21 protein-coding genes and 1 tRNA gene are annotated in these 23,255 nt (G+C 66.5%); 6 read left to right on the top strand and 16 right to left on the bottom strand.

Translation table 11 applies throughout. The features are described 5' to 3' along the window. Positions 1-56 precede the first annotated feature (56 nt). Entirely contained in the window at positions 57-1,676 is a 1,620-nt protein-coding gene (locus ASE67_RS07035; RefSeq protein ID WP_055758377.1) for a methyl-accepting chemotaxis protein, read from the top strand. A gap of 25 nt (positions 1,677-1,701) precedes the next feature. On the opposite strand, the gene ASE67_RS07030 is transcribed toward ASE67_RS07035, so the two are convergent. From ASE67_RS07030 to argH, 5 genes are all read right to left on the bottom strand, one after another. After that, positions 1,702-2,655 (bottom strand): zinc transporter ZntB, encoded by a 954-nt coding sequence (locus ASE67_RS07030; protein ID WP_055758374.1) that lies wholly within the window; start codon positions 2,653-2,655, stop codon positions 1,702-1,704. Beyond that, positions 2,652-3,407 carry a precorrin-2 dehydrogenase/sirohydrochlorin ferrochelatase family protein gene (locus tag ASE67_RS07025; RefSeq protein WP_082456992.1) on the bottom strand — a complete coding sequence of 252 codons (756 nt, stop codon included), beginning with the start codon at positions 3,405-3,407 and terminating at the stop codon, positions 2,652-2,654. Before ASE67_RS07025 ends, ASE67_RS07030 begins: the two co-directional genes overlap by 4 nt. Next, positions 3,404-4,669 carry a diaminopimelate decarboxylase gene (gene lysA / locus ASE67_RS07020; protein ID WP_055758368.1) on the bottom strand — a complete coding sequence of 422 codons (1,266 nt, stop codon included), beginning with the start codon at positions 4,667-4,669 and terminating at the stop codon, positions 3,404-3,406. The genes ASE67_RS07025 and lysA overlap by 4 nt, the downstream gene beginning before the upstream one ends. 165 nt (positions 4,670-4,834) lie before the next feature. Further along, positions 4,835-5,071 carry an LPS translocon maturation chaperone LptM gene (lptM, locus tag ASE67_RS07015; RefSeq protein WP_055758365.1) on the bottom strand — a complete coding sequence of 79 codons (237 nt, stop codon included), beginning with the start codon at positions 5,069-5,071 and terminating at the stop codon, positions 4,835-4,837. Then, entirely contained in the window at positions 5,071-6,432 is a 1,362-nt protein-coding gene (argH, locus tag ASE67_RS07010; RefSeq protein ID WP_055758362.1) for an argininosuccinate lyase, read from the bottom strand. The genes lptM and argH overlap by 1 nt, the downstream gene beginning before the upstream one ends. Positions 6,433-6,448: 16 nt before the next feature. Here argH and ASE67_RS07005 point away from each other — a divergent pair, with 16 nt between their 5' ends. Beyond that, the gene (locus tag ASE67_RS07005) at positions 6,449-7,039 is read left to right on the top strand and encodes a TlpA family protein disulfide reductase (RefSeq protein WP_235511822.1); all 591 of its coding nucleotides are present in this window, start codon (positions 6,449-6,451) and stop codon (positions 7,037-7,039) included. 52 nt (positions 7,040-7,091) lie between these two features. Here the strand turns inward: ASE67_RS07005 and ASE67_RS07000 are convergent, their stop codons facing one another. Genes ASE67_RS07000 through ASE67_RS06990 form a run of 3 tightly spaced genes read right to left on the bottom strand, consistent with a single transcriptional unit; the run spans position 7,092 to position 8,994 of the window. Beyond that, complete coding sequence (locus tag ASE67_RS07000) at positions 7,092-7,427, bottom strand: hypothetical protein (RefSeq protein WP_055758358.1); 336 nt, start codon at positions 7,425-7,427, stop codon at positions 7,092-7,094. Positions 7,428-7,458: 31 nt separating this feature from the next. Next, entirely contained in the window at positions 7,459-7,803 is a 345-nt protein-coding gene (locus ASE67_RS06995) for a hypothetical protein (RefSeq protein WP_055758354.1), read from the bottom strand. 42 nt (positions 7,804-7,845) lie between these two features. After that, complete coding sequence (locus tag ASE67_RS06990; RefSeq protein WP_055758351.1) at positions 7,846-8,994, bottom strand: phospholipase D-like domain-containing protein; 1,149 nt, start codon at positions 8,992-8,994, stop codon at positions 7,846-7,848. Between the two features lie 124 nt (positions 8,995-9,118). Here ASE67_RS06990 and rpoZ point away from each other — a divergent pair, with 124 nt between their 5' ends. Further along, positions 9,119-9,463: a DNA-directed RNA polymerase subunit omega gene (rpoZ, locus tag ASE67_RS06985; RefSeq protein ID WP_055758348.1), complete on the top strand. Its 345-nt coding sequence runs from the start codon at positions 9,119-9,121 to the stop codon at positions 9,461-9,463. 125 nt (positions 9,464-9,588) lie between these two features. Here the strand turns inward: rpoZ and ASE67_RS06980 are convergent, their stop codons facing one another. Then, positions 9,589-9,969 carry a winged helix-turn-helix transcriptional regulator gene (locus ASE67_RS06980; protein ID WP_055758340.1) on the bottom strand — a complete coding sequence of 127 codons (381 nt, stop codon included), beginning with the start codon at positions 9,967-9,969 and terminating at the stop codon, positions 9,589-9,591. Positions 9,970-10,065: 96 nt separating this feature from the next. On the opposite strand from ASE67_RS06980, the gene ASE67_RS06975 reads away from it, so the two are divergent. Next, complete coding sequence (locus ASE67_RS06975) at positions 10,066-11,130, top strand: SDR family oxidoreductase (RefSeq protein WP_055758337.1); 1,065 nt, start codon at positions 10,066-10,068, stop codon at positions 11,128-11,130. On the opposite strand, the gene ASE67_RS06970 is transcribed toward ASE67_RS06975, so the two are convergent. Both ASE67_RS06970 and ASE67_RS06965 read right to left on the bottom strand, forming a co-directional pair. Next, positions 11,120-11,845 carry an RlmE family RNA methyltransferase gene (locus ASE67_RS06970; RefSeq protein ID WP_055758334.1) on the bottom strand — a complete coding sequence of 242 codons (726 nt, stop codon included), beginning with the start codon at positions 11,843-11,845 and terminating at the stop codon, positions 11,120-11,122. The genes ASE67_RS06975 and ASE67_RS06970 overlap by 11 nt on opposite strands. Next, positions 11,842-12,882 (bottom strand): Ppx/GppA phosphatase family protein, encoded by a 1,041-nt coding sequence (locus ASE67_RS06965; protein WP_055758331.1) that lies wholly within the window; start codon positions 12,880-12,882, stop codon positions 11,842-11,844. Before ASE67_RS06965 ends, ASE67_RS06970 begins: the two co-directional genes overlap by 4 nt. 165 nt (positions 12,883-13,047) lie before the next feature. Here ASE67_RS06965 and ASE67_RS06960 point away from each other — a divergent pair. After that, positions 13,048-13,121 (top strand) — tRNA-Gln (locus tag ASE67_RS06960). 33 nt (positions 13,122-13,154) lie between these two features. Here ASE67_RS06960 and ASE67_RS06955 read toward each other — a convergent pair. From ASE67_RS06955 to ASE67_RS18845, 3 genes are all read right to left on the bottom strand, one after another. Further along, positions 13,155-14,210: a tyrosine-type recombinase/integrase gene (locus ASE67_RS06955; protein WP_055758328.1), complete on the bottom strand. Its 1,056-nt coding sequence runs from the start codon at positions 14,208-14,210 to the stop codon at positions 13,155-13,157. A 228-nt stretch (positions 14,211-14,438) separates the two neighbouring features. Then, positions 14,439-17,111, bottom strand: coding sequence for a toprim domain-containing protein (locus tag ASE67_RS06945; protein WP_055758320.1), 2,673 nt, complete (start codon positions 17,109-17,111; stop codon positions 14,439-14,441). A gap of 107 nt (positions 17,112-17,218) precedes the next feature. Continuing rightward, positions 17,219-17,509 (bottom strand): transcriptional regulator, encoded by a 291-nt coding sequence (locus ASE67_RS18845; RefSeq protein ID WP_443025549.1) that lies wholly within the window; start codon positions 17,507-17,509, stop codon positions 17,219-17,221. A 265-nt stretch (positions 17,510-17,774) separates the two neighbouring features. On the opposite strand from ASE67_RS18845, the gene ASE67_RS06935 reads away from it, so the two are divergent. Then, on the top strand, positions 17,775-18,437 hold the full coding sequence (locus tag ASE67_RS06935) for an XRE family transcriptional regulator (RefSeq protein WP_055758314.1): 663 nt from the start codon (positions 17,775-17,777) through the stop codon (positions 18,435-18,437). A 226-nt stretch (positions 18,438-18,663) separates the two neighbouring features. On the opposite strand, the gene ASE67_RS06930 is transcribed toward ASE67_RS06935, so the two are convergent. Together ASE67_RS06930 and ASE67_RS06925 are read right to left on the bottom strand one after the other, a co-directional pair. Continuing rightward, a complete protein-coding gene (locus tag ASE67_RS06930; protein WP_055758311.1) occupies positions 18,664-20,289 on the bottom strand; it encodes a glycoside hydrolase family 32 protein in 1,626 nt (541 codons plus the stop codon). Between the two features lie 130 nt (positions 20,290-20,419). Beyond that, entirely contained in the window at positions 20,420-23,224 is a 2,805-nt protein-coding gene (locus ASE67_RS06925; protein WP_055758308.1) for a TonB-dependent receptor, read from the bottom strand. Positions 23,225-23,255: the final 31 nt, after the last annotated feature.

Here is a 23,255-nt window from a genome sequence, read left to right as displayed (position 1 = left end):
CATCTGTTATTAAATCATTCAAATTAGCCATGCCACCTCCACGGAGGAAGACGGACATGGCGGGCAGCAACGGCGGGTTTCGATCGATCGGCACGCGGATCCTCGCGATTCAGCTTGCCGCCGGCATAGCCATCGCCGCGGCGGTCGGTGGCGCCGGCTATTACGGCATGTCGGCGCTCACCGGGTCGATGACGTCGATCTATGACGATCGCATCGTGCCGCTGCGCCAGTTGAAGAAGGTGTCCGACGCCTATGGGCTGAACGTGGTCGACACGACCCATCAGCTGCGCGCGGGCAAGCTGAACTGGCAACAGGCGAGCAACAGGATCGACGCGGCCAACCGCATCGTCGGCGAACAATGGTCGGCCTATATGCGCACCAGCCAGACGGCCGAAGAAGCCGCGATCGCCGACACGGTGAAGGCGAACATGGCGCGGTCGAACGATGCGGTCAGCACGCTGCGCACGATCATCGCGCGTCGCGATGCCCCGGCACTGGCCTCCTTCGCCGACAACGACATGTACCCCGCGATCGATCCGACGACCTCGGAGATCGTCAAGCTGTCCGATTACCAGCTGGAATCGGCGCAGGCCGCGCGCGAAGCGGGCACGGCGCTGTCGTCGAAGCTGACGACCTACATGATCGTCATCGCGCTGATCGCGATGGCGGCGGCAGCGGCGGCGGCATGGTTCGTCGCCAATGCGATCCGACGCAACCTGAACCGTGCGACCGGCCTTGCCACCGCCGTGGCGGAGGGCGACGTGTCGGTGACGGTCGCTGCGAACAGCCGGGATGAGGTCGGCACGCTGATCGAGGCGCTGAACGCGATGGTCGTCCGCCTGCGCGGCGTGATCGGCGAGACCAACCAGGCCGCCGAAAGCGTCGCGGCGGGCAGCCAGCAGCTTTCGGCATCGTCGGAGCAGGTCAGCCAGGGCGCGACCGAGCAGGCCGCCGCCGCCGAAGAGGCTTCGGCATCGATGGAACAGATGGCCGCCAACATCAAACAGAATGCCGACAATGCCGCGCAGACCGAAAAGATCGCGCGCCAGTCGTCGAAGGATGCCGAGGCCAGCGGCCTCGCGGTCGACCGCGCCGTCTCCGCGATGCGCACCATCGCCGACAAGATCGGCATCGTGCAGGAAATCGCCCGCCAGACCGACCTGCTTTCGGAAGTGCGCAAGCTTGCCGAGCGCAGCCAGAGTGCGGCCGCCGAAATCAGCGCGGTATCGGGCGAGACGGTCGAGGCGGCGGCACAGGCCGGCGACATGCTGACCAAGCTGGTTCCCGACATCCGTCGCACCGCCGAACTGGTGTCGGAAATCAGCGCCGCGTGCCGCGAACAGGATATCGGCGCAAGCCAGATCAACCAGGCGTTGCAGCAGCTCGATCAGGTGACGCAGCAGAATGCGTCGGCGTCGGAACAGATCACCTCGACCTCCGAGGAACTGGCCAACCAGGCCGACGAGTTGCAGGCGAATATCGCGTTCTTCCGCACCGGAAACGGTGCCCCGACCGCGCCGCGCGCGCCGGTTCGCACGCCGGCCGCCAAGCCGGCGGCGGTACGGGCCAAGCCGGGGTCGGTCGGCGAGCAGCAGGCCCGCGTGCGGGGCTTTGCCCTCGACCTGACGCAGGGCGGCGCCGATGAGGATGATGCCGGGTTTGGGCGCGCCGCCTGAACCGATCAGCAGACCGGATCGGGCGTTAGCGCCCGATCCAGTGTTTGCGCACGAACCATGCGACGATGCCGGCGCTCATCGCGATGCATAGCGCGACCACCCCGGCAAAGGCCCAGGGTTCGTCGGCGAAGGGGATGCCCTTCACATTCATGCCGAGCAGGCCGGTGACGAAGGTCAGCGGCAGGAACACCATCGCCACGATCGCGATCTGCAGCGAGCGCTGGTCGAGCTGTTCGGCGCGCAGGTCGGTCAGCGTTTCGTGGATCAGCGCGGCGCGTTCGCGGATCGAATCGACCTCCTCCGCCATGCGCGCGGCACGGTCGGCGGCGGCGGCGAGGTGGAGCCGATCGTCGGCCTGCAGCCAGTCGCCGGGCAGTTGCCCCAGCTTTTCCAGCGCCGAACGCTGCGGCACCAGGAACCGGCGATAGCCGATCGCCCGGACGCGGGTGTGGGTCACCGCACGACGCTGTTCAAAGATGCGCGCCGGGTCCAATGCCTCTTCGCATTCGTCGAGCGTGTCGCCCAAATCGGCGATCAGCGGATCGAGCTGTTCGGTGATCGCGCTGGCAAACGCAACGATCAGGTCGCCGGGATCGGCGACGTCGCCGCCCTCCACCCGGTCGACCACCGTCCTGAACGCGGTCAGGTTGCGCCGGGTAACCGAATGGACCCGCCCGGCGCTGGCATAGAGCCGGATCGAGGCGAGCGGATCGGCGCTACTTAGCTGATCGTCGGACAGGCCGCGCAGGTTGACGAAGGCACCCTTGCCGATCGCGTCGCAGCGCGGGCGGGTTTCGACCGCGGTCAGCGGATCGATGACATATTCGGGCAGATGGGCATGGTCGCGCAGCCACGTCGCCACCGCATCCCCCTCCCCATGCAGGTGAATCCAGGTGAAGCCGCCGGTGGCATCGACCGCCGCCAGCGGATCGATCTCCGTCACCTTCCCCCCGTCGATATGCCATGCGCGACAGGTCATGCGAGGTCGATCGTCAGGCCGGGGAGCGGATCGGCCGGGACCGGGCCGGTGATCCGTACCGCATCGGCGCGGGCGCGGTCGAGGATTGCGGGGGGCACATCCGGCGCATGATGGATGCGGTCGGCCTGTCCCAGCCAGCGGGCTTCGCGGAGCGTCAGGTCGTCGGGATCGGCCGAGCGCAGGCGGATGACCTCCACCCGGCCCGCGACCGGGGCGACATCCTCCAGCCAGCGTGCGACGGCATCGTCGCCGTGCGCGACCATCGGGTCGAGCGGACCGCCCGCCGCTACGCCCAAACCGATCGCGCGGCGACGGTCGCCGCCATCGGGAAAGCGCGCGCGCAGCGCCGCGCGGGCCGCGCCCAGCCCCTCGGCCAATCGCCCGACGCCGGCGGGCAGCATCGCCTCAAGCCGTTGCCGGATCGCCGCCGCGAGGCCCGCCGAGACGCCGCCGGTGGAGATCGCGATCAGGATCGGCGACCGGTCGACGATCGCCGGCAGGGTGAAGTCGCAATCGGCGGGGCGGTCGACGGCGTTGACCAAGATGCCGCGTGCCTTCAGCGCGTCGATCGCGGTGCGGGCCTGCGTGTCGTCCTCGACAGCGACCACCGCGATGCGGGCATCGGCGGCGTCGGCGACGACGGTCAGGCCGGTGCGTTCGAGCAGGCGGCGCTTGGCATCGGCGGCCTCACCCTCCCCCACCAGGATCACGCTGCGCCCGGCGGTGCGCAGCAGGATCGGCAGCCCGTTCACAGCCAGGGCGGCAGGCGGTCGGCTTGCGCCAGCGCCTCGATTGGCGGGCGTTCACGCACCACCGCGAATTGGTCGCCCGATACCAGCACCTCGGGCACCAGCGCGCGCGAATTGTAGGTGGAGGCCATGGTCGCGCCGTACGCACCGGCGGTCATGAACGCGACCAGATCGTCGGCGACGACCACGTCCATATCGCGGCCGAGCGCAAAGGTATCGCCGGTCTCACACACCGGGCCGACGATGTTGGTCACCGCGCGCTCGCCGGTCGGGGTCACGGCGCGGATATCGTGATAGGCGTCGTAGAGGCTGGGTCGCAGCAGGTCGTTCATCGCCGCATCGACGACGACGAACGGCGCGGTCGCCCCCTGCTTCACGCGGATCACGCGCGACACCAGCACCCCGGCATTGGCGACGATCAACCGGCCGGGTTCGAACATCAGTCGCGCATCCCAGCCGGCGGTCGCCCGCGCGACCATTTCGCCATAGGCGGCGGGCGACGGCGGCAGCGGCTTGGCAGGGTCGTAGGGGACGCCCAGGCCACCGCCCAGATCGGCATGGGTGATATCGTGGCCGCTGGCGCGCAGCTCGGCGATCAGCACCCCGACCCGGCCGAACGCAGCCTCCAGCGGCACGAGATCGGTCAGCTGGCTGCCGATATGCACCGCAACGCCGCGCACCCGGATACCCGGCAGCGATGCGGCATGGGCATAGGCGGCGGGCGCGGCGTGGTAATCGATGCCGAACTTGTTCTCCTTGCCCCCCGTCGAAATCTTCGCATGGGTGCCGGCGATCACGTCGGGGTTCACCCGGATCGCGATGTGCGCGACCTTGCCCAGCCGGGTCGCGACCGCCGACAGCATGTCGAGTTCGGGTTCGGATTCGATGTTGAACTGCCCGATGCCGGCGGTCAGCCCCTGCGCCATTTCGTCCGCCGTCTTGCCGACGCCCGAAAATACGATTTTCTCCGGGTCCATGCCGGCGTCGAGCGCGCGGTACAGCTCGCCACCCGATACCACGTCGGCCCCCATGCCGGCACGGGCCAGCGTCGCCAGCACCGCCTTGTTCGGATTGGCCTTTACCGCGAACGCGACCAGCGGCTCACCCTTGCCCAGCCCCGCCACGGCGTCGCGAAACACCTGGACATGGCGTTCCAGCGTCGCGGTCGAATAGACATAAACCGGCGTGCCGACCGCATCGGCGATGGCGAGCAGGCTGACGTCCTCGGCATGGAGCGTGCCGTCGCGAAGGGTGAAATTGTCCATGGGTTGAGCCTTGGTCCGGTTCAGCTAATCACCGTTCGTCCTGAGTAGCCATTGAGCTTGTCAAAATGGCGTATCGAAGGACCCGTGCCACAGATGCTTCGATACGGGTCTTCGACTTCGCTCAGCCCCTACTCAGCACGAACGGTTGTGGTCTCATTGGCGTAATCAGCGCGGCGGCAGGGCGAAGGGATCGTCGCCACGCGCCTTCGATTCGGTCAGCAGTTCGTCGCTGCGCGAGGGGCGCTGCTGCGTCGTCGGATTGAGCAGCTCGCCCGACGTCGGCTGCGTGGTCGCGCCATAGGGTGCGGGCGGCAGCGACGCGTTTTCCTGCGGGTGCAGGTCGCGGCGCTGGCCGCACCCGGCCAGCGCGAGGGCGACGGCGAGGAGCGCGACCCCCCGCATCACTGGCCCCGCGCGGCGGCGATGGCTTCGCGCACCCGTTCGGGCGCGGTACCGCCGAAGCTCTTGCGGCTGGCGACCGAGGCATCGACGCTCAGCACGTCGAAGATGCCGGCATGGATGCGGTCGTCGATGCCGGTCAGGTCGTCGAGGGTCAGGCCATCGAGCCGACAACCCTTTTCCTCGGCCAGCTTCACCGCGCGGCCGGTGATATGGTGCGCCTCGCGGAACGGCACGCCCGCTTCGCGCACCAGCCAGTCGGCAAGGTCTGTCGCGGTGGAGAAGCCGGTTTCGGCGGCGGCGCGCATCCGGTCGGGGCGGAAGGTCGCGCTTTCGACCATGCCGGTCATCGCCGCGATCGACAGCGCCAGCAGGTCGGTCGCCTCGAACACCGGCGGCTTGTCGTCCTGCATGTCCTTCGAATAGGCGAGCGGCAGGCCCTTCATCGTCACCATCAGCGACGTCATGCAGCCCATGATCCGGCCGCTATGGCCGCGCACCAGTTCGGCGGCGTCGGGATTGCGCTTCTGCGGCATGATCGAGCTGCCGGTCGACCATTGGTCGGACAGCGAGACGAATCCGAACATCTGCGATGCCCAGATCACGAACTCTTCGGCCAGCCGCGACAGGTGGAGCGAGCATTGCACGGCGGCGGTCAGATATTCGATCGCGAAGTCGCGGTCGCTGACCGAATCGAGCGAATTGACCGTCGGCCCGGCAAAGCCCAGCGCCTGCGCCGTCGCATGGCGATCGAGCGGAAAGCCGGTCCCGGCCAGCGCCGCCGAGCCCAGCGGATTGTAGTTCAGCCGCGCACGGCAATCAGCGAAACGCCCGCGATCGCGCGCGACCATGGTGTGGTACGCCATCAGGTGATGGCCGAGCGTCACCGGCTGCGCCACCTGCAAATGGGTGAAACCCGGCATGACGGTGGCGGCATGTTCCTCCGCGCGCACCAGCAACGCCGCTTGCAACTGCCCCAGCGCCGCATCGACCGCATCGATCGCGTCGCGGGTCCACAGGCGGAAATCGGTCGCGACCTGATCGTTGCGCGACCGCGCGGTGTGCAGCCGCCCGGCGACGGGGCCGATCTTTTCGGCCAGCCGCGCCTCGGTCAGCATATGGATGTCCTCGAGCGTCAGGTCGTCGGGGACGCCGTGTTCGGCATAGTCGGCGGCGACCGCCTCCAGCCCGCCCAGGATCGTCGCCACGTCGGCGGCATCGACGATGCCCTGCGCGCCCAGCATCGTTGCGTGCGCACGGGACCCGGCGATATCCTGTCGCCACATCCGCTTGTCGAACGGGATCGACGCGTTTATCTCACGCATCACCGCCGACGGGCCTTCGGCGAAGCGCCCGCCCCACATGCTGTTGGAGCCTTCCATGCGCCCGGTAATCGCGCTTCTCCTTGGACTGAGCCTGTTCGTCGGCGCTTGCGATAAGCGAGCCGCCGCGCCGGAGCAAGCCGCCACGACCGACGACGGCACCGTGCCCGACGTCGCCGCCCCCGCCAACGACGCCGCGCCGGAAGCAGCCGGCAAGGTCGATCGCAGCCACAAGGGCGAGGCGATGCCGACGTTCGCGTTTCAGGACGCGGCGGGCAAGGGCGTGACGCTGGCCGATTTCCGCGGCAAGCCGGTGCTGCTGAACCTGTGGGCGACATGGTGCGCGCCGTGCGTGCGCGAGATGCCGACGCTCGACGCGCTGGCCGCGCGCGACGGCGCGACGCTGACCGTGCTTACCGTGTCGCAGGACATGGAGCCGGCCAAGGTCCAGGCGTTCCTGACCGAGCGGAAGCTCGCCAACCTGAAGGCGTATCGCGATCCCGATCTGAAATTCTCGACCGGGATGGGCATCAGCCTTCCGACGACGATCCTGTACGACACCGCCGGCAAGGAAGTGTGGCGGGTGACCGGCGGCATGGACTGGGCCGGGACGGACGCCGCCAAGCTGATCGGTGAGGCGAAGGGGTAATCGATCGCCAATTTCGTCATTCCCCGCGCTGGCGGGGAATGACGATGAGGGATTACCGATCCGGGGCGCGGTCGGCCGGGGGCACACCGGCCCCCTCCCCCGACCCATCGTCATCGAAATTCTCGCCCTGCCCGCCGCCGCCGGCATTGGCGCCGCTGCCATGCACTTCGCCATTGGGGCTGATCGTCGCGCGGTGGCCGGCTTCGGGCGGGATTTCGCGGCCGTCCGGCGCCGGCGCGATGCTGGCGGGCCGGGCTTCGGCGGCGGCCTGTCGCGCGGCGCGCTCGCGGTCATATTCCTGACCCGAATAGCCGGTCGGATTGTCGAAGGCATTGTGAGGTTCGATCCGTTCGGGATCGACCTTCGGATGCGCGGGGGTGTTGGTCATGGGGCAAGGCTCCTTTGCCCCATCAACCCTTTTAGATCACCGGCTGTTCCGGCACCGCTGCATCGCGCGGTTCGAACCGGTCGCGCAGGCGCAGGCCGATGAACAGCATCGTCGGCCAGAACATCGTGTTGACGATATCGAGCAGCGTGTCGTCCCAGCGCCACGACCCGTAATGCAGCCGGTCGAGCACCTCGTTGCCAAGTTCGGCCAGCGCCACCACTGCCAGCGGCACCGGCGTCGACAGACGGCGGCCGGTCAGTACGCGCGTCAGCAGCAGGACCGCCATGCCGGCATGGACGTGCAACAGGCTGTCGGCCATGCCGGTGCCGTCGCCGATCGCCTGAATCAGCTGGGCATAGAGTGCGGGAATATCCATGCGCCATGCGATGGACCAGCAGCGCCCCGACCTCAAGCAGCTTCAGTCGCGGTTGAGCCAGACGGTAATTTCCGGGTCCAGCACCGCCATCACGAAATAGGCGCCCGCCTGCTTCACCCGCGCCCACCAGCCCGACCGTTCGCGGTGCAGCGCGCGCGTCACCTGTTGCGAATCGGCGATCTCGCGGTCCATATAGGCGCGCATATGCGCAGCGAAGGCAGCGTCCTCCACCCGCAGCATCAGTTCCATGTTCAGGAACATCGACCGCATGTCGAAATTGGCCGAGCCGATATGCACCGCGTCGTCGGCGACGAACAATTTCGTGTGCAGCTTGGTCGGGCGATATTCGTAGAGTTCGGTGCCCTTGCGCAACAGCCCACGATAGGTGAAGCGCGCCGCTAGCAGTGCGATGGCATGGTCGGTCTTGGCCGGCACCACGATGCGCAGCCGGGTTCGCCGGGCGGCATGGTCCAGCCGGCGGGTCATCAGCGGGCCGGGCGCGAAATAGGCGGCGATCATGTCGATCCGCTCGCCATGGCGGATTTCGTGCTTCACCGTTCGCGCCCACGGCGACAGCCGCCGCGACGGGCCACCCAGCAGCCAGCGGATCGGCCCGCTATCCTCGCTCCAGTCGCGCAGCAGCTTCGACAATTTGCGCAAGGGCGCGCCGGGCAGCGCGGTCCACGCCTTCAGCGCGTCGAAATACCCCGCCAGCCGCCCGGCGGCGGGCCCGTCGACGATCAGCCCCAGATCGCGCCACGCCTGATCCGCGACCGTGCCGAAATAGGCATCCTCGATATTGAAGCCGCCGACGATCACGCGGGCGTCGTCGGCCAGCGCCAGCTTCTGGTGATTGCGCAGCAGGTAACGCCGCCCGATGCGTGGCACGAACACGCAGACATCGCCGCCCGCGGCGCGGAGCGGTTCGAAGAAGCGCCGGTTCGCCGCCGCCTCCGCGCCCAGCCCGTCGACGATCAGCGACACCCGCACGCCGCGCTGCGCCGCCGCGACCAGCGCGTCGCGGACCCGGACACCTGACGCATCCTCTTCCCAGATATAGAACAGGAACCGCAGCGACCGGCGCGCGCCGTCGATCAGCGCCAGCAGCGCCGTCAGCCGCTCCGGCCCTTCGGTCAACAATGTCAGCCGGTTTCCCGCGACGGTAAAGGTCGGCTCGCTGGCCCCGGTCATGTCCCCTCCCATTCGTTCGCAGGACGTAACGGCCGGCGGGTGGCCAAGTTTCATTGACTTTCCGAGCCGGCGTGCGTAGGCAGCACGCTTTCCGATACCCTCCGTTTTGCAAGGAAGGCGTTTCATGGCGCGCGTCACCGTCGAGGATTGCGTCGACAAGATCCCCAACCGTTTCGACCTGGTGTTGATGGCTGCCCAGCGCGCCCGCCAGATTTCGGGCGGTGCCGAACTCACCCTCGATCGCGACCGCGACAAGAACCCGGTCGTGGCGCTGCGCGAAATCGCCGAGGAGAACATCACTCCGGATCATCTGCGCGAATCGGTCATCACGTCGATGCAGAAGGTGCAGATCGACGACGAGGAAGCCCCGGACGAACTGGGTTCGCTGGCCGCATCGGCCGAGGCACTGCGCCTCACCGCCGCTGCCCCGCCGCGTAACCAGAATGTCGGTGGCGACTACGACGGCTGAGGCTGGTCGATTGTTGTGATGCGAGAGGGCGGTCCTGCGGGGCCGCCCTTTTCGTTTTTGGCGCGCTTTTCCCGGCAAAAGAAGGAGCGGGACCCCGGCGCAAGGCTGGGGTGACGTTACAATATTTATTCCCGCCGCGCGCCCGGCCGGCTGCCCAGCGCGTCGAGCGCATCGGCATTGTCCCGGCCCCAGGCGTAGAGCAGGTTCACCGGCTCGACGAACCGGCAGCCAAGCTCCGTCAGGCGATATTCGACCGCCGGCGGCATCACCGCCAGCACCTCGCGCGCGATCAGGCCGATCTCCTCCATCTCACGCAGCGTCTGGGTCAGCATCTTCTTCGAAATGCCCGGCAGGCTGCGCAGCAGCACGCCGGTGCGCGCTGTCCCGCCATGGCGGGCGTGCAGCGTGTGCAGCACCATGCTGGTCCATTTGGTGGCGAACAGCGACAGCACGCGGCGCGGCGCGCAATCCTCCCGCCATTCCGCCTCGTCCGTTCCGGGGTGCATGGGTACCTTTTGGTGCCTGGGGGTGGAGGGGGTGCCGTCTTTCGGCACGGTCGACGGGTTCCTAACTGGCCGGCTCGACAAAGGAAAGGAAGCGACATGGCGGCGAAGACGGCAATCGTGGCAGGGGCCAGCGGCATCATCGGCAGCGCGACGGCGGACCTGCTGGTACGCAAGGGCTGGACCGTCCACGGTCTGGCCCGTCGCCCGGTCGCGCAGGATGGCGTGCAGCCGCTGGCCGCAGACCTGCTCGACGCGGAGGGCACGAAGGCGGCGCTGGCCGGGATACAGGCCGATGCGGTATTCATCACCACCTGGTTGCGGCAGGATAGCGAGGCGGAGAATATCCGGGTCAATGCGGCGATGGTCCGCAACCTGCTGGCCGCCCTGCCCGCTCCCGACCGCGCGCGCCATGTCGCACTGGTCACCGGGCTCAAACATTATCTGGGGCCATTCGAGGCGTACGGACAGGGTAGCCTGCCGCAGACGCCGTTCCGCGAGGAACAGGGACGGCTGCCTGTGGATAACTTCTATTACGCGCAGGAGGACGAGCTGTTCGCCGCCGCCGCGCGCGACGGATCGACGTGGAGCGTCCACCGTCCGCATACCGTGATTGGCAAGGCGGTCGGCAACGCGATGAACATGGGCACGACGCTGGCGGTCTATGCGACGCTATGCCGCGAAACCGGACGGCCCTTCGCCTTTCCCGGGTCGGCAGCGCAGTGGAACGGGCTGACCGACATGACCGATGCGGGTTTGCTGGCCGAACATCTGCTCTGGGCCGCGGAGACGCCGGCGGCGCAGGACGAGGCGTTCAACGTCGTCAATGGCGACGTCTTTCGCTGGCAATGGATGTGGGGGCGGATCGCCGAGTGGTTCGGCGTGGAGCCCGCACCGTTCGACGGCACGCCGCGTCCGTTGGAGCAGCAGATGGTGGACGATGCCCCACGCTGGGCGGCAATCGCGGCAGCGCACGGGCTGGTCGAGCGTGACCTGACCCGGCTGGCGTCGCCGTGGCACACCGACGCCGATCTCGGCCGCCCGATCGAGGTCGTGACCGACATGTCGAAAAGCCGGCGGCTGGGCTTTACCGGTTACCGCCCGACCGACAATGCGTTCTTCGCGCTGTTCGACCGGCTGCGCGCCGACCGCATCATTCCGTGAATGCGTCCGGGGACGGTTCGTCCGTCTCCGCCGCGTCGGTCGAGGGTACGTCGCGGCGCCCCTTAAAGTTGGTGGCGATAACGTACCATTCCGACGAATCCTTGCGGCTCGCCGGCGGCTTGGCGTGCTTCACCGCCTGGAAATTGCGCTTCAGCTCGGCGACTAACTCGTTGTCGGCCCCGCCCGCCAGCACCTTCGCGACAAAATCGCCGCCGGGACGCAGGATTTCGCAGGCGAACATCACCGCCGCCTCGACCAGCGCCATGGTGCGCAAATGGTCGGTCTGCGGATGGCCGACGGTGTTGGCGGCCATGTCGGACAGGACCAGATCGGCCTCCCCGCCCAGTTCCTCACGCAGGCGATCGGGCGCGTGGTCCGCGAGGAAGTCCATCTGCAGGATCGTGACGCCATCGATCGGGTCGACCGGCAACAGGTCGATGCCGACCACGGTGCAGTCCGGCCGCACCTTGCGCACGACCTGCGTCCAGCCGCCGGGCGCGATGCCGAGGTCGACGACGCGCTTGACGCCGCGCAGCAGCTTGAAGCGTTCGTCCAGCTCGATCAGCTTGTACGCGGCGCGGCTGCGATAGCCCTCGGCGCGGGCCTTCTTCACATAGGGGTCGTTAAGCTGGCGTTCGAGCCAACGCGTCGACTGGGCCGAGCGTGCACGCGCGGTGCGTACACGTTGGCGTCCGGGGGGGCTTCCGCGGGTCATCGGGTTCCTGCCATCAATCGGCGCAGGATTCCTTCGCGAATCCCACGGTCGGCGACCCCTAGCCGTTCAGCGGGCCAGAGCGCCAGAATCGTTTCGAGGATCGCGCAGCCCGCGACCACCAGATCGGCGCGTTCGCTGCCGATACACGGCACCGTGCCGCGTTCGGCCAGGCTCATGCCCGCCAGCCGCTGGCTGACCGCCAGCATCGATTCGGCGGGCACGATCAGCCCGTCGATCTGCGACCGGTCATAGGAGGCAAGCCCCAGATGCACGCTGGCGAGCGTCGTCACCGTGCCGCTGGTGCCGAGCAGCCGGCGCGGTTCGTCGGTCTGCGGCAGGCGCTTGGCAAAGGGCGCGAAGCTCTCCGTCACGCAGGCGCGCATCCGGGCATAGGCGCCCGAGGTCGTCGGCGCTTCCTTGCCCGCGCCCAGGCTCTCGGTCAGCGACACCACGCCCCAGGGTGCGGAATGCCAGTCGAGCACGCGCGGCACCGGCCCCGACGCGTCGAGCAGCACCAGTTCGGTCGATCCGCCGCCGATGTCGAATACCAGCGCCGGCCCGTCGCCGGGTTCGAGCAGCGCATGGCAGCCGAGGACCGCCAGCCGCGCCTCTTCCTCGGCAGTGATGATGTCGAGGTGGATGCCGGTTTCCTCCAGCACCCGTTCGACGAACGCCGGGCCGTTGGTGGCGCGGCGACACGCCTCGGTCGCGACCGAGCGGGCGAGCGTCACGTCGCGGCGTTTCAGCTTTTCGGCACAGATCTTCAGCGCGGCGACGGTGCGGTCCATCGCGGCGTCGGACAGGCGACCGGTCGCGGCCAGCCCCTCGCCCAGCCGGACGATGCGCGAAAAGGCATCGACCACCGCGAACCCGTCGCCCTGCGGCCGAGCGATCAGCAGCCGGCAGTTGTTGGTGCCGAGGTCGAGCGCAGCGTAATGACGCGCGCCCGGCCAGCGCGGCCGCGCCGGCGAAGAAGCTGCCTTGCGAGGAGCGCCGCGCGCGCCCCGGTGCGGCAACCGGGCGGAGAGATCCCCCATGCCGTCACTCACTTATGTTCTATCCGTCACGGCCGAACGCCGCTCGGTGCTTGAACGCCAGCCTAGCGAAGCCCGCCGTCCCCTACAAGGGATTGCGACGAATCGAACGATTCGGCGTTGACATGCCCGGACAGTCGCCCTATCCGACCGCCCTCGCTGCGACGCTGCCCTGTCGTCTAAAGGTAAGACTACGGACTCTGACTCCGTTAATTGAGGTTCGAATCCTCACGGGGCATCCAGCGAACTACCAAAATCGACGGTATTCCGGGGCATTAAGCTCTCGGCTTGGCTAACCTCTCGATTTGGTTAGCCATTACCTTCGACATTGCGGCGTCCGCACGGTCCGCGCGATCGGCATCGCCGGCGTAGCGCAGATACTCCTTCACGCTTTTATGACCGGTAATCGCCATCCCCTCTTCGCTGGTGCAACCAGCTTCGCGGCAACGCCGTGCTGCTGATTTTCGCAGACCGTGCGGCGAGCAATGCGGCAGGCCCGCAGCGATGCAGGCCTTCTTGATCATCCCGTAAAAGCCTTTCGGGGTGAAAGGCTCGCCGTCGCGGGTTTCGATCAGCGTCTTCCGCCCCAGGGGGCCGGCGTGCAAGGCTTGCGCCAATGGCTCCACCACGGGCACGTCGACAGCGTTGGTCGTCTTGCTCTGGTTCAGTTGGATGCGACCGGAACGGATCGTCTCATGGGTCATGTAGCGAACGTCCCCGCTCCGCTGGCCGCCGTAGAGGAGCATCGCGAACGCGAGACGGGGTTTGGTGCCCAATGGATGTTTCGCCTCGAACAGGGCGAGCTCGTCCTCTGTCCAACGGTGATACCCGACGGTTTCTGCTTTCGGGGGCTTGGTATCTCGAACGGGGTCAAAGCCGTGAGGCACGAGCTTCCCCCGGCGCGCGATCACGAACAGTTGAGCGAGCAGTTTCCGCAACCGGGCAGCGGCGTGCGGCTTATGCCGCATAGCGTTCATCAAGCGGGCGATACGTTCGGCATCGAACGCCCGCATCGGCGTGTCGCCAAAGGCGTCGCGAAATCGTTCGAGGACACCGCGATACACCGTTTGGGTTGCCGGCCTCAGATCCTGGAACGCGTTGTCCGAATAGTAGCGTGCGATGACGTCAGAGACGCTGCCAGGAATAATGCGATCGCCGCCGACCGGCGCCGGTTCGGCATCGAGGCAGGCCGCATACTCCCGCTCGAACGCTTTCGTCCCGACCGGTTCGCGAAAATAGTAGGTAGCATAGCCCTTACGCCGAAAGCGGTAGCGGCGCTTACCGTGGCGGTCGAGAAAGTTTGAAACATACGCGAGCTTCTTTGGCATCATAGGGATCCGAAAGCGTCCAAGCGCGCGTCGAGGTCGCTTGGATCGGTGGGGAGCGATAGTTCGACGGCTGTCATTTGAATCGTCACGCCGCCCTTGCCGTCGATGCGACCATGGATGGTCACCCGTTCCTCGCGAGCGATCCGCGCCCAGCGCCTAAGATCGGCTTCCCGAATAAGTGCCCGAACGGCCATTATCGAACCTCGCGGTGGGCTGAGGAATGTAGGAGGTTCACTTCGCGACTCCCGCCTGTTCGAAGCACCAGCAATGCAGGATGCGGTCGACGCGCGAGTTCACGGTCTTGGCGCCGACGAACTTGCGGATGCGCGACGTCTTGAGGTGGCGCTTGAGCTCGAGCATCGGCGGCAGCGGCAGCCGCCGCTCGCCACAGATCTGCTCGAACTGCGTGAGGTTGACCGCAATCACGTCCGGGTTGCGGCTGTGGTCGATCGGACTACTGAAGCCGGGTGGTTCACAACCCTGGATGTAGTCGAACCGCTCCCAGAACAGCTCGACCATCGGATGGTCCGCCGCGATCGCCCGCTGGCGCTCGAGCAGCATCCGCTCGATAAGGTGGCGCGCGGCCTGGTGGTCGCGCGACTGGATCGGCACGACGGTGGCGAGCGCATCGAGCATGCCGACGAGCTGCGCATGGTTCTTGGCCAGGCGACCGTTGCGAACCTCAGGCTGCGCCAGCATTGCCTTCTCGGCGGCCTGGAAAGACTGCCGGTAGACCGTCAGCAGCTCGGCTTCGCGCCGGGCGACGTGGACAATGAACCCGGACACGTCCTCGATAGGCATCCGGGCGAGCGTTTCGGCCGCCGCCTTTGTGTTCGGCCCCCAACCGGTCTTGTCGAACTCCATATGCATGATCCGCTCGAGGATGGCGGGCGACGCGTTCACCGGGTCGTTCTGCTCGATCACGATCGCCCCGCGGAACGGCGGCTCGAAGGTTTCCATGCCGCCATTGGCGACGCCCCGGGCGCGAACCGAGCGGCCGTTGTAGGCAGTCTTGAGCTCGTCCCACTCGAAGCGCTTGGCGTGCGGGGTGGTGGCATCGCGGTCGCCCTCCATCAGCACCACCGGCATGTTGGAGACCTTGCCGAGGATCCGCGCCATGGCGGCGGTAGTGGTCTTGGCCGGGTCGTTGCCCTCGAACCCGGCGCGGCCGTACAGCTTCCACAGGAACTCGATGAGCGTCGACTTGCCTGACCCAGGAATGCCGGTGATCTCGAGAAAGGCGAGGCTCTGCTGCTCGGCGCGGATCTGCTCGGCAAACAGCGCTCCGAACCAGAAGGCGAGCGTGACGAGGCCCTTTGGCCCGTAAGCGGTGATGAGCGGCTCGACCCAGGCGGCGTTAAGCTGGTCCGGATCGTAACGGATGTGGCGCAGCAGCTGCTCGTTCGAGCGCAGCTTCACCGCGTGCCGGCCGAACTCGAAATAGTCATCCTCGTTGCGGGTCACGACCCGTCCGCCGGCAACGCCGATGTCACCGAACACATAGGCACCGTGCTCTGCCGAGTAGCCGGTGAAGTGGATCGCCTCGACGGTCTGGATGCCCGCCAGCTGGCGCTGCATGATCCGGTCGAGCTGCTGCGTCGTACCGGTCCAGATGCCGCCGGGAGCGAGGCTGATGAGGCGTTTCTTGAACTCGGCGCCGGCTGCCAGCGCCGCGCCGGAGAAGGTCCCCTTGATGCGGTTCTGGCGGACGGGGAAGTCGACGCGCAGATAGTAGCAGCTGTCGTCGGTCGCCTCGTCGCGCTGGTAGTACAGCGCCCGGAAGGTGCAGTTGGCAATCTCGCGGACGAGGCCGGCTTCCCGCGCCGCGAGCTCGCGCTTGGCTTCAGGGTCGAGGTCACGGACCTGCGGGTTGTCGGCATAGGACGCGATGGTCTCGGCGATGCGTGCCGCATCGAAGCTCGCCCAGAACTGGCGGGTCTCGAACACGAACGGAAAGCTCGCCCAGCCCTCGCGGCACCAGATCAGGTGCGCCTTGTCGATCGCGGTGCCAGCGATGAGGATGTCGCCATTCCACCGGTACGTGTCGAGCTTGTCGGCGCCGAGGCGATCGCGCAGCGCCAGGTCGTTCCAGTCGAGCTTGCCGCCCTCACCTTCCGCTACCGGCTGCGCCGCGCCGCAGTCCCAGCCCTCGAGCCGAGCTTGCGCCACGAAGCGGCGGGTATACTCCGCGCCGGCCTTGCCGACGTCGAACGCCCAGATGAGCTTGGGCCGCAGGTTCGGGGTCGGTCCATTGGCGATCGCCTTGCGCAGCTCGGCCAACGCCAGCGCCGGGTAGTTGTAGCAGCTCATCGCCGAGACGGCGGTAACACCGGCGTTGTTGAGCGCGATGGCGTCGAAGATACCCTCGCAAATCCATATCTCGAGCGCGCCAGCGAGCTTTGCAGTGGTTTGCCATGGCGGTGCCCACCAGTGGCCGGCGTAGCTCTTGCCGGGCGCGAAGCGGGCCTTGCGGTCGAAGCGCGACGGCTGATCAATGAGCCGTTCCCACCACCCGCCGCCGGGCAGCGCAAAGCGCACGGTGGCCGAACCAATATCGCCTTGGCGGAAGTATTCCTGCGTGTAGGCGTCACGGATGCCGAGCAGCGACAGGCCACGGCCGTGCTGGAGGTAGGCGTCCGCCGCCGCCGTCGGGTTGCTGTCGTTCGCCTGGTAGCGGTTGGACCAGTGGTCAAAGAGCTCAGGATAGTGGTCCTTTACATGGACCTCCCACCCGCAGCGCTCGAGGCGGCCGCACTTCAACAGCCACGGCTTGTCGGCCTTGGCGTAGACCTCGCGCTTCGAGCAATCCGGGCAACGGCCCTTCTGCAGCCACGCACCATTGGTGACGAAGCCGAACTCGGCCATCAGCCTGGTGGTGACATCGGACAGCAGATCGGGGCGCATGGGATCCTGTACGCTACCGGGTGGCGGAGAATGGGGAAGGTCGGAAGAGCGGGAGGCGGTAGGGCAGCGGTGCGACCGGCACCGCCGGTCATCACAGGTTCAGCGGATCAGTCCCGCCGGTGGCAGGGACAACAGCAATTATCGTTGGCGGTATTCGGGCGATAGAAAACACCGCCCGGATTACATGCGACGGCGCCCGGCACAGCGGTTACCACCGCCCCTGCCGCACCATCGCGGGGATAGATGTCGGGACGCAGCAAATGACGCGAGACACCGGTACGCGCCTCGATCGCCAGCACCCGGGCGGCGGGCGCCTGCTTGTGCTTGTGGATCCAACGGAACACCGAAGGCTGGCTGACGTCGCATACGGCGGCGATCTTGTTCTGGCCGCCGGCGATGCGAACCGCCTCCAGCAGCGCTTCGTGCGGGGTGAGGTGACCGGAGNGTGCTTGTGGATCCAACGGAACACCGAAGGCTGGCTGACGTCGCATACGGCGGCGATCTTGTTCTGGCCGCCGGCGATGCGAACCGCCTCCAGCAGCGCTTCGTGCGGGGTGAGGTGACCGGAGCCGGGAGGTAGCGTCTGCATAGGCACACTATTAGCCACAGGAATACATTGGTCAATAGCCGCTATGCAGTAGCGCGCCATAACTGGAGTGATAGATGGACGAGATGACGCTCGCAACTCGCCTGAAGGCACGCATGGACGAAGTCGGCATGTCGCAGGCCGAACTGGCGCGACGGCTTGGCCTTGCCCAGCCCACCATCGCCAAGCTCGTGTCGGGCGCTTCGCAGCGGACCTCCCACCTCCACCGCATCGCTCGCGAGCTCAGCACCACGCCAGCCTATCTCATTGGCGAGACCGAAGATCCGTCCGAGGGGGCCGTGCCGCTGCCGACGCTCGAGACCGTGCTCGAGCAGTTCGGGCAAGTGTTCGTGCCGCTGCTCGACCTCAGCGAGCTCGTCGGCGGCCCGAGCACCACGACCACGCCGCGGTTCGAGCCGTTTCGGCGCGAGCGGATCGAGCCGATGATCCGCGGCCGCTTCGACCAGGTCTTCGCTTTCGAGATTCAGGGCGACGTCATGGAGCCGACGCTGCGCCTCGGCACACTGTGTCTCGTCGACCGGGCGCAGGACCGGATCACGATGCAGGACGAGATCTACGTCGTTGCCGTCGAGGGCATGATCGCGGTCAAGCGCATCCGTGCCAAACCCGACGGCACCTTCGTGCTGATGGCGGATAACCGGGCGGTCCCGGATGACCAAGCCGAGACGGAAAATCTGCGCGTTATCGGGCGCCTCGTTTGGCGGGCCGATAGGCTGTGAGCTTCTTGGCCGCTGGGAATTTTCGATATGAGCCGAGTATGTGCGCGTGCCAGTATCGGTTGCGATAAGCGCAGATGACCCCGTTCATATCTTCGTCAACGGCTTAATGTTGGGCACGGCCGGACGTCCGGCCGTGCCAGTCACAACACAACGATTGATCAGGACGTTAAATTGATTCCACAGAAGCCTTTGTTCCTCGACACGCTTTTGATTAGAGGCATTCGCCTCAAGAACCTTCTAAAATTCTAACTTCGGACACGCGAAGCGAACCGCCGCTTGCGTTCAGGTTTAATCCAGTCGCACTTGATGGCGCAGCGATAAGTTCGGAGATGACACCTTCACCTCCGTTAACGAACACCTCGATTGAGCCGACATCGAGGAAGAGGCTGACCGTTACCGTTCCACTAGCGGCGTCGTACGGAACGCTGCGATTCTGCCGCCATGCTACGTTGTTCGCTCCGTTGGGGCCGCTCGTGTCGCGCTTTACGAAAATCCGGTTGTCGCGCAGTTCGAAGCCGATCTGGGTGAAATACCCTTCGCCGCCGCGTACCGACAGCCATGCCCCGCCCGGCCAGTCGGTACCGACGCGGGTTAGCGTCAGGTCGATCCGCCCAGCGACGATGCCGGCATTGGCTGGCCAGACATAGTCGCTGCCGTCGGTGATCGTCTGGTCGGTCCCGGTCACGACACGCTGGAACGCGCCGTTCTGTGCCGCGATCGGTGACATGCGCAACCGAGGGGTACCGGTGGAGGTGCGTTGCAGGCGAATCTGGCGGACGATGCTCAGCTGGCCGCGATAGCCATACGGTGCCGGTAGGGTGTTGGCGTAGGACCAGTTGTTCATCCAGCCCAGCGTATAGGCGCTGGCCAACGGATCGGCCGCCTGCGGATCGCGCCATACCACCGCCGCGTAATAATCAGCCCCGCCGTCGAGCCATTGGCCGGTCGCACTGTCGGCGGTGAACGTCGTGCCGTCGAAGCTGCCGACCCAGTAATAGGTGCCGATGGTAAACCCACCCGACGTACCGTCGCCGCCGACCAGCAGCACCCATTTGTCGCCCTTCGTCGTCCCGTCAGCTTCGTACAGGTGTAGCGGGAAAAGGTGCGAACATTCCATCACTCCGCCGACCAGGTTCGATCCAAAGCCGCTCGCGTAGCTCCACTGTTTCAAGTCGGGCGAGGTATAGAAACCGATCTTGCCCTCTTCCGAAAGGGTCAGCACCCAGCGCGACGTGGGCGCATGCCAGAACACGGTAGGATCGCGAAACGGCTTGTTACCCGGGAAGTTGGGATGGACGATCGCGTGGAAGGTGAAGCTTGCCCCGCCGTCGCGCGAATACCAGAGCGCGGTTGACTGGTTCTGTCCGGCGGCATTGTCGGCGGGCATCGTCGCGAGCGCGATCAGCGTGCCCGCACCGAACCCGGCGGTATTGTTGGTGTCGATCACCGTGCTGCCGCTCCACACGTCGCCGAAGGAGGTGGTCCGCCGCGGGATCGACACCCCGCGATCAGACCAGGTAACCAGATCGGTCGAAGTCCAGCGCCGCCATTCGGTGCCGCCATTGGGCCAGGTCGGGTTGTAGAGCGCCCACATCGTCCAGCCATCGCCGATCCGGATCGGCCGCTGCGGATCGTTGATCCACCCGCCATTGGGCGCGGCGATGTGATAGCGCGGACGCCCGCTGACGGTCGTCGCGATCGGGCTCGACGTCGCGCTCGGGATCGGTGTCGGCGTCGGGGCCGGCGCGTAAACCAGCCCCCCGCCGCCGTCCCCCGATGCGCCGCACGCCGGCAATATGGGCAAGGTCGCGATCAGGCCGAGCGTCCGACGCCGTGAAAAAATCTGTGCCATGGCAATTTCCTCTCCGCGCGTGGCGAGCGGCCACGCGGCATGGTTCGCGCGCCGCCTGTGCCGGCGGTTCACGCGGTGCGTTGACGTCAGGAATTGCGGCGGCGGGGTCAGGGCCGCCGCCGCATGCGCGCTACATCTTGAAGCGGACGCCGAGGCTGAAATACCGTCCCTCGATCCGCAGATCGCGGCCGAACGATTGGGTTTCGTTGTAGAAGCGGTAATTCTTGAACGGCTGCGCCAGGATGTTGCTGACGTTCGCGACCAGTGAGACATTGCGGAATGCATCATAGCTGGCCGAAAAGTCGAGCCGCGAGATCGGCTGCACCAGCTCGCCCGCATATTGTTCTTCGTTGATGTTGCGGTTGTAGCTGGTGACGTGGCGCGATCGCCAGTTATACGACAGCCGGGCCGAGATACCGGCCTTTTCGTAGAAGCCGGTCAGGTTGTACGCCCATTTCGACAGGCCGGTGATCTCTACCTGGCGGTCGCCCTCACCCAGCGCGCGCGGCAGCTGGTTGGTGCCGTCGAGATAGGTGACGTTGCCCTGCACGCCGAAGCCCGACAGCGCACCGGGCAGGAAATCGAAGAAGGTCTGCAACGACGCCTCGATCCCCTTAATCCGGCCATCGCCGGCATTTTCCGGCCGGTTGAGCTGGACGCGACCATAGACGGGATCGTTCACGACCTGCGTATAATAGCCGATGAAGCCGTTCAGATCGCGATAGAAGGCGGCGATCGACGCCGATCCGTTCTTCGAGAAATACCATTCGAGGCTGGCGTCGTAATTCTTCGACGTCAGTGGGCGAAGGTCCGGATTGCCGCCCGAACCGACCGCATCGAACACCGGCGGCGTGCCGTCCGGCCCGACGCTGTTGCGGGTGATGTTGATCGACGGGTTGAGCTGGCCGAAGCCTGGCCGGGTGCGAGTCTGGGTATAGCCCAACCGCATCTGCCATTCGGGGGAAAAGCGCACGCGGGCGATGGCGGAGGGCAGCACGTCGACATAATTCTGTCGCGTGGTGGTCGGCACGATGCCCACCGTTCCGTCCGCCGCCTGCACCCGGCTGAACCCGCGATAGGTACCATCGGTGTGGACGATGCGCGCGCCGACGGTGCCGTCGATCCGCACCCCGCCGACGTCCACGTCGAACTTGCCCTGACCATAGGTCGCATAGCTCGCCTCGCTGGCGGTGAAGCCGCCCAGCGGATCGAACGGGATCTCCGGCGTGGCGAATTTCGTCACCGCCTCGCGGATGCCATTGTCCCATGGGAACAGCACGGTCGCGCGCTGCACCGATTGCAGCGCCAGCAGGCGGAGCGCCTCGCCATTGTCGCGAATGCCTTCGCGGCTGGGCGCCAGCCAGTTCTGGAACCGCTGCGGATCGCCGCGGAAGCCGTCGGTAATCAGGCCGAGCGCACCGCTCGGCAGGCTGTCGAGCGCGATGTTGAGCCCGGCGGTATAGGCATAGCGGTTGTTGTTCTGCGACGATGCGTTGCGGTCGCTGGCACGGAAGCCGAATTGCAGGCGCGGCACCCAGCTCCAGTCGGTTTCGAGGTCGAGGTCGATCCGCCCCTGTACCCCGTCGCCCTTTGTCACGAAATCGCGCTGGTAATAGCCGCGCCAGCGGGTGTTGGCGGGGTTGTCGATCGCATAGCTACCCAGGTCGAACACTGCCGATCCGCGCACGTCCCAGTCGACATTGATCGTTGGCGCGGACGCCAGCTGCGCGTCGAGGCTATATTCCGACGCTTCGTACTTGCTGTTGGTATAGGCGAAGTCGCCCGACAGGATCGCGCGGCCGGTGGTCCATTTGAACCCGGTCGCCGCCTGCCAGGTGTCGGTACGATCATTCTGGGTCGACCGGTAGAATTCCGGCACATAGCCGCCGGTCTTGGTAAAGCTCGCCGCCTTGTTCGGCTCGCCGGGCACCAGCACGACGTTGCTGAGCGTCGGGGCGACCCCGTCCGCGTCGCGGCGTTCGAAATTGACGTTGAACGCGTCGCGCAGCACTTCCCCGCGATAGGCCTGCCACAGCCCTTCGGCGAAGAGTTCGAGGTTCGGCGTCGGGCGCCACTGGATCGTGCCGTTCACCGCCGGGCGATGCCGCACGCCCTTTTCATAGAAATTGCCGGCATTGGCGGGAAAGCGGAAGTCGTTGCCGACGCCGGGGGTCGTCACCGTCAGGTCGTCGGCCGGGTCGTTCGCGCCGAAGCCGCGCGGTGAGATGACGGCGGAGTCCGCATAGCGATCGGCATTGCGATAGGTCGTGCGGACATAGCTGACATTGATGAGCGCGCCGATCTCACCGACCGGCGTGTCCCAGCGCTTGGTCAGCAACAGATTGCCCGCCGGGTCGAACGCCTTCGCCTGATCGTTGTAGGACGCGCGCAACTCGCCCGCGATCTCGGTATCCTTCACGTCGAACGGGCGGCGCGAGCGCAAATTGACGAGGCCGGCCAGCCCCGGTTCGATCAGGTCGGACGTACCCGATTTATACACCTCGATCCCCGCCGCGACGCCGGCCGGAAAGTCCTGCAAATGCAGCACCCGGTCCTCGGCCGAAAAGAATTCGCGGCCGTTGAAGGTGGTGGCGACGTCGGGCAGCCCGCGCACCAGAATGACGCCCGCTTCGTCATTGTAGCGCTGCACGGTGACGCCGGTCACGCGGGCGATCGCTTCAGCGGCGTTGTTGTCGGGCAGCTTGCCGATATCGTTCGACACGATCGCATCGACGATTGAAGGCGAGTTGCGCTTGATCTCCTGCGCCGATCCCAGCGCGGCACGATAACCGGTGACGATGATATCGGCACCGCCGTCATTTTCGGGTGCGGCCTCCGCCTCCGCTTGCGCGGTGCTGTCCTGCGCGGCGGCGGGGATCGCGGCCAGCGGGATCAGCGCGCTGGATGTCAAAAGGGCGAGCAACGTCTTCGGCATAAATCCTCCCAGATTTCCGTTATTTTTATCG

The sequence above is a fragment of the Sphingomonas sp. Leaf23 genome, assembly GCF_001421585.1.
Lineage (GTDB): Bacteria > Pseudomonadota > Alphaproteobacteria > Sphingomonadales > Sphingomonadaceae > Sphingomonas.
The sequence above is the reverse complement of the archived record's forward strand: the minus strand, read 5'-3'. Positions and strand labels throughout refer to the sequence as shown.